General features: G+C 69.6%; 10 protein-coding genes. 6 read left to right on the forward strand and 4 right to left on the reverse strand.

Annotation, left to right across the window (positions count from 1 at the left end; translation table 11 throughout):
• Positions 1 to 83 precede the first annotated feature (83 nt).
• Positions 84 to 4,382, reverse strand: coding sequence for a discoidin domain-containing protein (locus ABIA33_RS29835; RefSeq protein WP_370085781.1), 4,299 nt, complete (start codon positions 4,380 to 4,382; stop codon positions 84 to 86).
• 277 nt (positions 4,383 to 4,659) lie between these two features.
• On the opposite strand from ABIA33_RS29835, the gene ABIA33_RS29840 reads away from it, so the two are divergent.
• From ABIA33_RS29840 to ABIA33_RS29855, 4 genes are all read left to right on the forward strand, one after another.
• A complete protein-coding gene (locus tag ABIA33_RS29840) occupies positions 4,660 to 6,630 on the forward strand; it encodes a discoidin domain-containing protein (protein WP_370085782.1) in 1,971 nt (656 codons plus the stop codon).
• Between the two features lie 51 nt (positions 6,631 to 6,681).
• Positions 6,682 to 7,602: a glutaminase gene (locus tag ABIA33_RS29845; RefSeq protein ID WP_370085783.1), complete on the forward strand. Its 921-nt coding sequence runs from the start codon at positions 6,682 to 6,684 to the stop codon at positions 7,600 to 7,602.
• An 84-nt stretch (positions 7,603 to 7,686) separates the two neighbouring features.
• Entirely contained in the window at positions 7,687 to 8,130 is a 444-nt protein-coding gene (locus ABIA33_RS29850; protein ID WP_370085784.1) for an SRPBCC family protein, read from the forward strand.
• An 86-nt stretch (positions 8,131 to 8,216) separates the two neighbouring features.
• A complete protein-coding gene (locus ABIA33_RS29855) occupies positions 8,217 to 9,371 on the forward strand; it encodes a PP2C family protein-serine/threonine phosphatase (protein WP_370085785.1) in 1,155 nt (384 codons plus the stop codon).
• Positions 9,372 to 9,395: 24 nt separating this feature from the next.
• Here ABIA33_RS29855 and ABIA33_RS29860 read toward each other — a convergent pair whose 3' ends face one another.
• Positions 9,396 to 9,980, reverse strand: coding sequence for a TetR/AcrR family transcriptional regulator (locus ABIA33_RS29860; RefSeq protein ID WP_370085786.1), 585 nt, complete (start codon positions 9,978 to 9,980; stop codon positions 9,396 to 9,398).
• A gap of 194 nt (positions 9,981 to 10,174) precedes the next feature.
• Here ABIA33_RS29860 and ABIA33_RS29865 point away from each other — a divergent pair, with 194 nt between their 5' ends.
• Positions 10,175 to 11,119 (forward strand): SDR family NAD(P)-dependent oxidoreductase, encoded by a 945-nt coding sequence (locus ABIA33_RS29865; RefSeq protein ID WP_370085787.1) that lies wholly within the window; start codon positions 10,175 to 10,177, stop codon positions 11,117 to 11,119.
• 89 nt (positions 11,120 to 11,208) lie between these two features.
• On the opposite strand, the gene ABIA33_RS29870 is transcribed toward ABIA33_RS29865, so the two are convergent.
• Both ABIA33_RS29870 and ABIA33_RS29875 read right to left on the reverse strand, forming a co-directional pair.
• Positions 11,209 to 12,066 (reverse strand): haloalkane dehalogenase, encoded by an 858-nt coding sequence (locus ABIA33_RS29870; RefSeq protein WP_370085788.1) that lies wholly within the window; start codon positions 12,064 to 12,066, stop codon positions 11,209 to 11,211.
• 17 nt (positions 12,067 to 12,083) lie between these two features.
• Entirely contained in the window at positions 12,084 to 12,548 is a 465-nt protein-coding gene (locus ABIA33_RS29875) for a MarR family winged helix-turn-helix transcriptional regulator (protein ID WP_370085789.1), read from the reverse strand.
• Between the two features lie 115 nt (positions 12,549 to 12,663).
• Here ABIA33_RS29875 and ABIA33_RS29880 point away from each other — a divergent pair, with 115 nt between their 5' ends.
• Positions 12,664 to 12,816: a hypothetical protein gene (locus ABIA33_RS29880; RefSeq protein WP_370085790.1), complete on the forward strand. Its 153-nt coding sequence runs from the start codon at positions 12,664 to 12,666 to the stop codon at positions 12,814 to 12,816.
• Positions 12,817 to 12,839: the final 23 nt, after the last annotated feature.

Genomic DNA, 12,839 nt, shown 5'->3' on the forward strand with positions numbered 1-12,839 from the left:
AGTCACTTGTGAAGCTTAGACCGCAGGTCGTGGCCCGTGCTGCCGGGAGGTGGTCGGCCCCCCGGCAGCACGGGCCGGTGACGCTACGGGTTGACGGTGATGGTGAAGGTCGACGTCGGGTTCATGATGTCGACGAAGTTGTTGCTCTCGGTGAGGTGGTTGAAGGTGACCGAGCCGACGGCGGGTCCCTGGCCCGATTCGGGGAGCGGGTTGGCCCAGATGCCGTAGCCGGACTTCGCGTTGTAGGCGTCACCGCTCTGCTGGGCCCCGGAGATCGACACGTTCGTGAAGATCGTGTCCGTGATCGGGTTCAGCGCGGTTCCTCCGGAGTAGTCCGTCTGGAACATGATCCCGGAGTAGGTGGGATCGGTGATGTCCACGCTGTTGACCCGGATGCCCTGGAACGGCTGGGTCGCGGAGAAGACCCAGATCGCCGGGAACACCTGGCCGCCCCAGAAGTGGCCGCCGTCCCTGACCAGGGAGGCGTTCTGGATCACCGTCTGCGGACTGGCCCCAAAACCGGCGAAGGGGTAGCCGAAGTTCAGCGAGCTGATGGTGATGCCCGCGTAGGTGAGCGTGTCCGCGACATAGAGGTTCTGGAAGGTGTTGGCGTAGCCGCCGTAGACGGCGATGCCGGCTGCCCGCCAGGGGGTGACCGCGGTGAGGTTCTGGAAGGTGTTGTTCTTCAGGTCGGCGGAGTTGTGGTCGGTGGCCGCGAACAGCGCGAAGCTGTCGTCGCCGGTGGTCCTGGCCTCGTCATTGCTGACCAGGTTGTTCTCGCTGCCGTTGGTGAGGTTGATGCCGTCGGCGTAGGTGTCGCGGATGCGCATGTTCGTCGCGGTCAGACCGGTGACGTGGGTGCCCCAGATCGCGACGACCTGGTGCTCGATCCAGACGTTGTCGATGGTGAGGTTGGAGACGTCGGTGAGGTCGAAGACCTTGCCCGGCCCGTCGATGCGGGAGGTGTAGTCGCCGAACCAGCCGAAGCCCGAGAACGTCGAGCCGTTGGCGCTGGTCGAGACGGACCAGCCGACGTCGGTGTTGTCCTGCGTGGCGGGCGCGTTGAACTGCGCGTACCAGGGACCGGCGCCGACGACCTTGACCGCCTTGCCGTACACCTGGAACTTGCTGGACGTCTGGTACTGGCCGGCCGGCAGGTACACCCCGACGAGGTTGCCGGTCGTGTCCTGGCGCACCGTGTCCAGCGCGTTCTGCACGTCCTGCTGCGCGAACCCGGCCGGGGTGACGTACTTGGTCGGGTCAGGGTTGGCGATCGGCGCGACCTGTTCGGTGTTGATGTAGTCGATCGCGTACTGCGAGGTGTTCGCCGCGTCCTTCTGCAGCTTGATGACGCTGCCGGCGGGCACGGTCTGGTTGAGCATGACGTGCGCCTCGTCGTAGATGTGGCGCGGCGATCCGGCGCTCGGGTCGTTGCCCGGGCCCGTCTCCGCTCCGTACAGCCACGCGAACTTGGAGTTCAGCGTGATGGTCTGGAGGAAGCTGCCGTTGACGTAGACGTCGAGGGTGGCAGTGGTGCCGCCGCCCCCGGGAGCGTCCGGGATGGAGAAGCGGGTCACCAGCGTGTTGGTGCTGGCCCGCGACGTCCACTGGACGTAGGCCCCGGTCGAGTCGAGCGTGACGGCCTTGCGTCCCGACGCCTCGCCGGCGAGGTCTCCGATGGTGCGGTTGGGACCGACGACCGCAGCGCCGCCGCCGATCTGGCCGTCCTCGGCCTCGTAGACGTCGTACGGCATGTTCGCGCCGCGACCGACGAACAAGGGGTTGTCGCTGGTGTTGTTGCCCTGCTTGATCGGCAGCTCGTTGGCGTCGACGGCGACCACCGTGTGCAGGGTGTACTTGCCGTTGGCGGCTGTCCAACTGCCCAGGTTCACCGGGGTTGCGGTTGCCCCGGCGGCGATGGTGCCGTTGTAGGCGCCGGTCAGCGTCTGGACCACGCTGTTGTTGCTGTCCAGCAGGGTGACCGTGATGCCGTGGGATCCGGCCGCGGAGGCCACCGTGCCCTGGTTCTTCAGCGTCACGGAGAAGTTGACCGTGTTGCCGGCCGCCGGGTTGCTCGGCGTCCAGCTCACCGCCGAGGCGATCAGGTCGGAACTCTGGACCGGGGTGACGACCAGGCTGGTCGGGTTGGTGTAGCTGTTGTTGGCGTAGTTCAGTTCGATGACGCCGCCGGACTCGTTGACCTTGGTGGTGAGCTGGTAGCTCCCCGCGGTCTGGGTGCCGATGGCGGCGGTCACCGTGGTGGACGCCCCCACCGCGAGCGCGCCGACGGCGGCGGTGCCCACCTTGGTGGTGCCCAGGTAGAAGTTGACGTCGGTGGCGGCGGCGGCCGCCGTACCGGAGTTCTTGACGGTGGCGGACAGGGTGACCGGGTCGGTCTCCACCGGGGAGGTCGGCGTCCAGGAGGAGCCGGTGACGACCAGGTCGGGGTTGGGCGCCGGGGTGCCGATGACCTGGAACTCGGCCACCTGTCCGCCGGGGGCCCCGCTGTTGCTGGTGATGCTGAGCTCGACGTCCGAGACCCGGGCGCTGACCGGGATGGTGACGGTGTTTCCGGTGCTCGGGTCGAAGGTGTACTGCTGCGCGGCGGCGATGCTGGTGAAGCCGGTCGCGCTCTGCTCGCGGCCCAGCACCTGGATGGTCTGGGTCCTGGTGGACCAGGCCGCGGCCGGGTTCAGCTTCACGACCACCGAGCTGACGTCCGCGTTCGCACCGAGCTTGACCGTCAGCTGGCTCGGGTACGAGGAGCCTTCGAAGTAGGTCGTCAGGTCGTTGTCGTTGGCGTTCGCGGGGACGTAGGTGAAGGTGTTGGCCGTCCCGGTGATCGGCTTGCCGACGGCCAGGTTGGAGCCCCCGCCGCCGCTCCCGGTGCGGGTCACGGTGTTGCTCGCGGTCGACTGGTTGCCGGCCGCGTCGTGCGCCTTGACGTAGTAGGAGACGGTCGCCGTGTCCGGCTGCGCGTCGGTCCAGCTGAGCGTGCTCCCGCCGAGGGTGGTGGCCAGCGCGCCGTTGCGGTAGATGTCGTAGCCGGTGACGCCGACGTTGTCGGTCGACGCGCCCCAGGTGAGGGCGATCTGGCCGGACTGCGGCTGGGTGTAGGCGAGGTTGGTCGGCGCGGTCGGCGGCTGGGTGTCGCCGGTCTGACCCGTACGGGTGACGCTGTTGCTGTTGCCGGACTGGTTGCCGGCCGCGTCGTGCGCCCGCACGAAGTAGGTGACGGTCGCGCTGAGCGGCTGGGTGTCGGTGTAGCTGAGCGCGGTACCCGGCACGCTGGTCAGCAGCGCGTTGTTGGCGTAGATGTCGTAGCCGGTGACACCGACGTTGTCGGTCGACGCGCCCCAGGTGAGGGCGATCTGCCCGGTCTGCGGCTGGGTGTAGGCGAGGTTGGTGGGTGCCGTCGGCGGCTGGGTGTCACCCGAGGACGGCCCGTAGACCTCGAACTCGGAGATCTGACCGGCGGGCCAGACGGTGTTGGCGGTGATCAGCAGTCGCACGAAGCGGGTGGTGGCCGCGGTGAAACTGATGGTCACGGTGTTGTTGCTGGCCGGGTCGAAGGTGTAGCCGGCCGACGCGACGAGGGTGGAGAAGTTGGTGCCGTCGGTGCTGTCCTGCACCGAAAGGGTCTGCGTGCGCGCTCCCCAGCCGGACACCGGCAACTTGAGGACCACCTTGTTCACGCTGACCGAGGCGCCGAGGTCCACCTGAAGCCACTGCGGGAACGCGCTGTTGGTGCTCTCCCAGTAGGTCGACTGGTCACCGTCGTTGGCGTTGCTCGCCGCGTACGTCTGGCTGACCCCGCTCGCGCTCATGGCCTTGCCCAGTGCGAGGTTGCTCGACGAGCCGGCAGTGCCGTAGATCTCGAACTCGGAGAGCTGACCCGCCGCCCAGCCGGTGTTCGCGGTGATGTTGACGCGGAGATAGCGGGTGCTGGTGGCGCCGAAGGAGATGCTCACGGTGTTGCCGGTGGACGGGTCGAAGGTGTACCCGGCGGAGGAGACGATCGTCGAGAAGCCCGACCCGTCGGTGCTGCCCTGGACGGACAGGGTCTGGGTCCGCGCGCCCCAGCCGGTGGGGAGCTTGAGCACGATCTGGTTGACGGAGGTGGTGGCGCCGAGGTCGATCTGCGCCCACTGCGGGAAGGACCCGCTGCTCTCCCAGTAGCTGGCCTGGTTGCCGTCGTTGAGGTTCCCGGCGGTGTACTGGCCGTTGGAACTGCTGGCCGACGCGGCCTTGCCCGCAGCCAGGTTCGCACTCGCGGCGGAGGCCGGGAGCACGTTCAGCACCGGCAGCAGGGACAGCAGCAGCGCTGTCAACGCCAGGGCGGCGGTTCGGAACCTCAGGAGGGATCTTCCTCTTCTTCTCATTCGCATCCTCGGCCTCAGGCGGGGCGCTCCAGTAGAAAATTTCTAACTGAAGACGAAAATTTGCACATGTCTGGCAGGAAGTTACAGACGTGCCATGCCTGCGTCAATGGATGTAACACGCTTCTGGTAAGGCTCATCGTGCCGATCTTGAGCATGTGCAAGAAATTTGCGTAGAGGTAACTATATTTTGCAGAGAAGAAACAATCTATTGCTCCCTTGTGCTGCCGGGGATACGCTGCTGCCGCATTTGTCAGCGCAGCCCGAGGAGAGGGTCACCGTGGGAGTTTCCCGTCGGACGTTCATCGCCACCGTGCTTGCGGGCTCGGCGGTCGGAGCGCTGTCGAGCACGCAGCCGGTGCTCGCCGCGACCGCGACCGCGGCGGCGAGCCCGCCCGGGGACGTGGTCGGAAAGATCACCGTCGGCTACCAGGGCTGGTTCGCCTGCGCCGGCGACGGGGCACCGATCAACGGATGGTGGCACTGGAGTCAGAACTGGTCACAGACGCCGTCGCCGAGCAACAACGCCATCAAGGCGTGGCCGGACCTGCGCGAGTACGCCCGCACCTACCCCACCGCCTACGCCAACCTCGGCAACGGGCAGCCCGCGGGGCTGTTCTCCTCGTACGACCAGCAGACGGTGGACACGCACTTCCTGTGGATGCAGCAGAACGGCTGCGACACCGCCGCCCTGCAGCGCTTCAACCCGAACAGCAGCGAGGGCCCCACCCGCGACGCCATGGCCGCCAAGGTCAGAAGCTCCGCCGAGTCGCACGCCCGCAAGTTCTACATCATGTACGACGTTACTGGCTGGACGAACATGCAGTCCGAGATCAAGGCGGACTGGACGAACAAGATGTCGGCCCACACGGCTTCGCCCGCCTACGCCCGGCAGAACGGCAAGCCGGTGGTCTGTGTCTGGGGCTTCGGCTTCAACGACAGCAACCACCCCTGGGACGCGGCGACCTGCCTGGACGTCGTCAACTGGTTCAAGGGCCAAGGCTGTTACGTGATCGGCGGGGTGCCGCGCGAGTGGCGCACCGGCGTGGGAGGCTCGCGTGCGGGCTACCTCGGCGTCTACCACGCCTTCAACATGCTCTCGCCATGGATGGTCGGCGCCATCGGCACCGCGGCCGACTCCGACTCCGTCTACCAGAACATCAACATCCCCGACCAGGCGGACTGCAACGCCAACGGGATCGACTACCAGCCCTGCGTGCTGCCCGGCGACGTGTCCGGTCGACAGCGCGCCCACGGCGACTTCATGTGGCGCCAGTTCTACAACATGGTCCGCGTGGGAGCGCAGGGCATCTACATCTCCATGTTCGACGAGTTCGGCGAGGGCAACCAGATCGCCAAGACCGCGGAGACCCAGGCCATGACCCCGGTCGGGTCCGGGCTGCTGGCCCTGGACGAGGACGGCACCGCCTGCTCCTCCGACTACTACCTGCGCCTCACCAACGACGGCGGCCGGATGCTCAAGGGGCAGATCGCCCTCACCGCCACCCGCCCTACTGCTCCCGTGGTCGGCACCGACAACCAGCCGCCCTCGGCGCCGGGGAACCTCCAGGTCACCGGCCACAGCGCCACGACCGTGTCCCTGGCCTGGAACCCGTCGACCGACAACGTGGGCGTGACCGGCTACCGGGTCTACCAGGTCGCCGGGTCCGCGAGCAGCCTCGTCGGCAGTACCGCGGCCACCGCCTTCACCCTCACCGGCCTGACCCCGTCGACCAGTTACACCTTCGACGTCACCGCGCAGGACGCCGCAGGCAACTCCTCGACCCCCTCCAACACCGTCGCCGTGACCACCGACGCCCAGACCTCCAACACCAACCTCGCGCTCCACAAGGCCACTTCGGAGAGCAGCCACACCCAGGTCTACGCCTCGGGCAACGCGGTCGACGGTGACGCGAATAGCTACTGGGAGAGTGCCAACAACGCGTTCCCGCAGTGGCTCCAGGTCGATCTCGGCAGCGCGCAGAGCGCCGGGCGGGTCGTGCTGACGCTGCCTCCGTCCACGGCCTGGGGCGCCAGGACGCAGACCCTGTCCGTGCTCGGGAGCACCGACGGCTCCTCCTTCAGCACCCTCGTCGGATCCGCCGGCCACACCTTCGACCCGGCCACCGGCAACACGGCCACCATCACCTTCCCGGCCACGGCGAACGTCCGCTACCTCCGGTTGAACTTCACCGCCAACACCGGCTGGCCCGCGGGGCAAGTCTCCGAGTTCCAGGTCTACGCCTCCTGATCCGCGTCCTGCCCGGGGCTGAGCTGCGACGCGTCCCGGGAACTGGACACAATGGGCGTCGTGGACTACCAACAGCTTCTGCACGACGCCATGGCGGCCGCCCGCCGGACCGCCGGTACCGGCCGGGTCGCCGACTACATCCCCGCGCTGGCCGCCGCGGACCCCGATGCCTTCGGCATGGCTCTGGCGACGGCCGACGGGGAGGTGTTCGGGGTCGGGGCGTGGGAGCAGCCGTTCTCGGTCCAGAGCATCTCCAAGCTCTTCTCCCTCGCCCTGGTGTTGGCCGAGGGCGGTGACGACGTCTGGCAGCGGGTCGGCCGGGAGCCGTCGGGCAACCCCTTCAACTCGCTGGTCCAGTTGGAGACCGAGCGCGGGATCCCGCGCAACCCCTTCATCAACGCCGGTGCGATCGTGGTCACCGACCGGCTGCAGAGCCTCACCGGGAACGCGGCCGGAGCCGTCCGCGCGTTTCTGCGCGCCGAGTCCGCGAACCCACTGCTCGACACCGACCTGGCGGTGGCCGCATCCGAAGCCGAGCACGGCCACCGCAACGCCGCGCTGGCGCACTTCATCGCCAGTCACGGCAATCTGGAGAACCCCGTCGAGGAGGTGCTGGCGCAGTACTACGGGCACTGCGCGATCGAGGCGAGCTGCCGGGACCTGGCCCTGACCGGGCGCTTCCTGGCCCGGCACGGGCTCCGCGCGGCCGGCGGCCGGCTGCTCTCCCGCAGCGGGGCCAAGCGGGTCAACGCGGTCCTGCTCACCTGCGGGACCTATGACGCGGCGGGGGAGTTCGCCTACCGGGTCGGGCTGCCGGGCAAGAGCGGGGTCGGCGGGGGAGTGCTGGCGATCGTCCCGGGGCGGGCAGCCCTGTGCGCCTGGAGCCCCGGCCTCGACCGCGCGGGCAACTCCGTGGCCGCGGTCGCCGCGCTCGACGCCTTCACCACCGCGACGGGCCTCTCCGTGTTCTGAGCGGGACCGCGTCCAGCTCAAGGCCTACGCTGAGACGGGCAGGCCGAGCCCCTTCTTCACCGGTCAGAACGACGAGGCGGCGCGATGAGCATCGACGAGACGGCGGAGCGGGTGATCCCGTTCCCGCCGGGCCGGGTGGCGGGATACGCCATGGACTGGCGCAACGACGCCGAATGGACCCAGGGCATCCGGGAGGCGCTGCTGACCAGGGAGGCAGACGGCGGCGGGTTCGGAGTCGGCGCCGAGGTGACCCGGACCGCGTACTTCCTCGGCAAGCGCATCGACTACGTCCTGCGCGTCGACGCTTTCGAATCCGGGCGTCTCCTCGACATGGTGTCCGTCGCAGGACCCATGCCGATGCACGTCACCTATGCGTTCTCCCCGCATCCGCAGGGCACCCTCGCCTGCATCCGGGTGCGCGGCGACACGGCGGGCTACTACCGCCTCGCTGCGCCGGTCATGGCGCGCAAAGTGCGCTCGTCGATCGGCAAGGACCTGCGGGAGCTGGAACGCAAGCTGTCGACGTGAGGCGCGCGTGCGGCCCCGGGTTGCGGGGCCCGTCCCGGTGACGTGCGATTGAGCTCCGGCCCTTCCGCCGAGGGGATGGAGGAGCGATGCCCCGTCGCCGCGCACCAGCGCCGACTCGGCGCTCCTGGCGGTCGAGCCACGCGCTGGTGCTGATTCCGCTGGTGCTGATGGCGGTGATCGCGATCGGCGACATCCTCTCACCCGCGGACATTCACCTGGGGCCACTCCTCGTCGTCGCGCCGGCCATCACCGCCTCCTTCGCCGGTCCCCGGCTCACCGCACTCATCGGGGCGGCCTCGGTGCTCACCCTCGTCGTGATCGGCGTGCAGCGGGGTGTGATCACCACGGAGAACCTGCAGGTCCAGATCGCCTCGCTGGTCGCGATCTCGGTGTTCGTGGTGGTCTTCAACTATCTGCACGAACACGGCCGGCGTGAGCTCGTCCGGGTGCGGAAGGTCTCCGACGCGGCCCAGCGGGTACTGCTCCGCCCGCTGCCGGAGCGGATCGGACCGCTGCGGCTGGCCTCCAAGTACCGTGCGGCATCGGCGTACGCGCACATCGGCGGAGACCTCTACGCGGCGGCCCGCACCAGCGACAGCACCCGGCTGATCATCGGTGACGTCCGGGGCAAGGGCCTGGAGTCCCTCGGCGACACCGCGCTGCTGCTGGGAGCCTTCCGTGCCGCCGCCCACCAGCAGTCCCCGCTGCCGGTGCTCGCCGCCTACCTGGAAGGCAGCGTCTCCTGGGGACTGGCCGAGCTCGCGGTCAGGGACAGCCAGGACGCGGACGAGATGGAGGTCGGCGAAGCCTTCGTCACCGCGGTCATCGTCGACATCCTCGACGACGAGGCGCTGGTCAGAGTCATCAACTGCGGACATCCGCCGCCGCTGCTGCTGCGCCGCGGCCGCGCCGTCGCCCTGGAGGTCCATCAGTCCGCGCCGCCGCTGGGCCTCGGCTGGCTGGCCGACACGGCCTACACCGCCTCGGCGTTCCCCTTCGAGGACGGGGACCTGCTGCTGCTGTACACCGACGGCGTCTCCGAGGCCCGTGACGCGAGTGGCGTGTTCTATCCGCTGCCTCAGCGGTTGGAGGAACTGCGCGAGAGTGACCCCCACCAGCTGCTCCGCGCGCTCGAAGCCGACCTCGACGCCTACGTCGGCGGCCCGCTGGGCGACGACGCCGCGATGATCGCCATCACCAGGGACGCGGGCGGCATCCGCGGCAGCACCCGCCCGGACTGAGTCGTGCGGGTCCGCGGCCTCGCGTCAGCGCGCTGCGGGCGCGCGGTAGCGCAGCCCGTCCATCAGCAGGTCGAGCAGCCGACGGCCCTGCTCGCGCTGCGCCGGCTCGGCGACGGCCAGGGACACGCCGCCCAGGAGAGCGAGCACGTCGCCAGGCCCCACGTCCGAGCGCACGGTTCCGGCGGTGGCACCGGCGCCGAGCAGTGTCGTGATCGCGCCGGTCAGCTGGTCGCGACTCTGCCCGTACGGGTTTCCGCCGGAGGCGATGACCGCGCGCAGGGCGTCGGCCATGCCGCGCTTGGTCGTCATGTAGTCGACGAAGCGGTCCATCCAGGCGCGCATCGCCTCGTCCGGCGGCATGGTCTGCAGCAGAGCCGTCGCGGCGTCGCAGAGCCGGGAGAGCTCGTTCCGGTAGGCGGCCTCCACCAGCGCCTCGCGGGTGGGGAAGTGGCGGTAGAGGGTGCCGATGCCGACGCCGGCGTCCTTGGCGATCGCGTCCAGGGTCACGTCCGGCCCTACCTGCGAGAACGCGTGTACCGCGGCGGCGAGCAGACGGTCGCGGTTGCGCTGCGCGTCGGCGCGCAGGGGGCGGGGGCCGGTGGCGGACACAGCTCCTCCTCGTTCTCGTCGCTGGGGGTTCTCATGGGTCAGGGTCATGGTCATGGTCGGTCAGGCTCGGCAGGCATGTCGGGCTTGCAAGCGGAGGAGGCTCCGCTTAAAGTCGTCCGTAGTGGAGGATCCTCCGTTTTCGATCCTAGCGGTTGGGCCTCCTGCTCCGCATCGCCGAGCGAAAGGCAAAGACCATGACTGGGACCACACGCATCACCACTCCGTTCACCGCGGCGTCCACCGCCGCCGAGGTCGTGGACGGCATCGATCTCACCGGCCGCCGCGCCATCGTGACCGGCGGCGCGTCCGGCATCGGCATCGAGACCGCGCGCGCTCTCGCCGGGGCGGGCGCGGAGGTCACCCTGGCCGTCCGCGACCTCGACGCAGGTGAGCGCACGGCGCAGGACATCGTCGCTGCGACCGGCAACAAGCAGCTGCTCGTGGCTCCCCTCGACCTCGCCGACCAGGCGTCCGTCGCGTCGTTCGTCGCGGCCTGGGACGGTCCGCTGCACATCCTCGTCAACAACGCGGGCGTGATGGCATCGCCCGAGCTGCGCACGCCCGAGGGCTGGGAGCTGCAGTTCGCCACCAACCACCTCGGCCACTTCGCCCTCGCCACGGGCCTGCACCGGTCGCTGGCAGCGGCCGACCGCGCCCGCGTGGTGTCGGTCAGTTCGAGCGCGCACCTGCGCTCCCCGGTCGTCTTCGAGGACATCCACTTCCGCGAGCGTGCCTACGAGCCGTGGGCCGCGTACGGGCAGTCCAAGACGGCCAACGTCCTGTTCGCGGTCGAGGCGGCGAAGCGCTGGGCGGACGACGGCATCACCGTCAACGCGCTGATGCCGGGTGCGATCCGGACCAACCTGCAACGGCACGTCAGCGAGGAAGATCTGGACCGACTGCGCGCCGCGGCCGGTGGTGGCGGCCCGGTCTGGAAGACCCCCGCGCAGGGGGCTGCCACGTCCGTGCTGCTCGCGACCTCGCCTCTGCTCGAAGGCGTCGGCGGCCGGTACTTCGAGGACTGCAACGAGGCGGCGCCGAACCAGCCCGGCACGCGCAACGGCGTCGCGTCCTACGCGCTCGACCCGCAGGCCGCAGCGCAGCTCTGGCAGGTGACCGTCGCGATGCTCGCCGGGTAGCGCGGGGCCGGAGGCGGGCGGCCTCAGCAACCGCCCCCGCGCTCGGGCCGCCGGCCGGAGGGTGTCACGGCGAGGCCGGCAGCGAGTTTTTAGCGGAGCCCGTGCCGGTCCGCCCAGGCGGAGACCGCGGCGGCGATCTCCTCCGGGCGGTCCTCCGGGGCGTGGTGCCCGGCCGCGCCGCAGAAGACGGATTCGAGCGAGGCGATGTTGGTCGCGCACCAGTCGGCCAGCTCCTTTCCGATGAGCAGGGTGGGCGAGCCCTCGAAGGTCATGAGCAGCTTGGGCACCTTCGCGCTGGTCGCGAGCCACGCGTCGTACGCCTCGATGCGGGCGACCAGCTCGGCCGGCTCTCCGCCGAGCGGCAGCTGGCGTGCCCAGGCGAGGATCGGACGGCGGCTGTCGCGGGTCGGGTAAGGGGCGAGGTACGCCTCCAGGTCCTCCTCGCTCACCGGGGTGAGCACGCCGCCGGTGAACGCCTGCCGGACGAAGAGGTTCTGATCGAGCACCAACTCCTCGCCGGCGCCGGGGGTACGGATCGTTTCGGAGCGCTTGCGCGCCTGCGGCGACAGTTCCTCCCAGGCCATCGGTTTGACGATGCTCTCCAGGAACGCGATGCCGAGCACCCGCTCGGGGTGTCGGGCCGCCCAGTCGAAGGCGAGCGCGCCGCCCCAGTCGTGGCCGATCAGGATGACGCGGTCCAGCTCGAGGGCGTCGAACGAGGCGTCGAGGTAGCGGGCGTGGTCGGCGAAGCTGTAGTTGATGTCGGGCTTGCCGGAACGGCCCATCCCGATCAGGTCGGGCGCGAGCAGCCGCCCGCGTCCACTGCGGGGCAGCACGCTCCGCCACAGGCGCGAGGAGCCCGGGTTGCCGTGGAGGAACACGAGGGCCGTTCCGCTCCCCGAGTCCTCATAGTGGATGGTCGAGTCGAGCACGCGGATCTCAGGCATGTCCGGAATTCCTTCAGCTAGTCCGGGGGGTTGAGCGGAGCATCCAGAAGGGACGTCAGGTCCCGCACGAGCGCGGCGGTGCGCGGATCGTCCAGCCCGCCGAGCGGGTCCAGGAGCTGGTCCAGCAGCGCTTCGACGGTGGCGATGGCAGGGGCCACGGCCTCGCGCCCGCGTCCGGTGAGGCCGAGCCGCACCGCGCGGGTGTCCTCGGGGTCGCGGGTGCGCTCGACGAGGCCGCCGGTCTCCAGCGCGCGGGCCAGCTTGGACACGTACAGCGCCTCAAGGCCGGTGTGGTCGGCCAACTCCCGCTGGCTGGGCTGCAGCCCGGCGTGCTGCATGCCGAACAGCGAAGCCAGCAGCACGTACTGGGCGTGCGTCAGGCCCAGCGGCGCCAGCGCCCGGTCGACCGCGACCCGCCACTTCATCGACAGCCGCCAGACCAGGTGGCCCGGCGTCGGTCCCTTCCGTGCCTCACTACTCATGAGAAATACAGTACATGGCTACTATTGCCATGGCTAGCATTTCTGGAAGACGGTGGTGACCCCGGCCGCCGGGCGGGCCGGCCGTCAGGCCAGCCGGGGGAACAGCCTGAGCGCGTTGTCGCGCTCCACGCCCCGCAGCTCGTCCGCGGTGAAGCCGGCGAAGCCGGTGAGGTTGTCGGAGGCCGCTTCACCGGGCGAGACGCGCGTGCGGCTCTACGCCGGGAACGTGGCCGAGGTGCTGCTGAACGGACTGTCGCTGTCCGGCTGAGGGCAGGTGCGCTGGAACCGTCG

Source organism: Streptacidiphilus sp. MAP12-16 (genome assembly GCF_041262165.1).
Taxonomy (GTDB): Bacteria; Actinomycetota; Actinomycetes; order Streptomycetales; family Streptomycetaceae; genus Streptacidiphilus.

Coding starts and splice junctions, on each gene's coding strand:
- ABIA33_RS29835 (WP_370085781.1), bottom strand. CDS start 4,382: ATGAGAAGAAGAGGAAGATCCCTCCTGAGGTTCCGAACCGCCGCCCTG.
- ABIA33_RS29845 (WP_370085783.1), top strand. CDS start 6,682: ATGGGCGTCGTGGACTACCAACAGCTTCTGCACGACGCCATGGCGGCC.
- ABIA33_RS29850 (WP_370085784.1), top strand. CDS start 7,687: ATGAGCATCGACGAGACGGCGGAGCGGGTGATCCCGTTCCCGCCGGGC.
- ABIA33_RS29855 (WP_370085785.1), top strand. CDS start 8,217: ATGCCCCGTCGCCGCGCACCAGCGCCGACTCGGCGCTCCTGGCGGTCG.
- ABIA33_RS29865 (WP_370085787.1), top strand. CDS start 10,175: ATGACTGGGACCACACGCATCACCACTCCGTTCACCGCGGCGTCCACC.
- ABIA33_RS29870 (WP_370085788.1), bottom strand. CDS start 12,066: ATGCCTGAGATCCGCGTGCTCGACTCGACCATCCACTATGAGGACTCG.
- ABIA33_RS29875 (WP_370085789.1), bottom strand. CDS start 12,548: ATGAGTAGTGAGGCACGGAAGGGACCGACGCCGGGCCACCTGGTCTGG.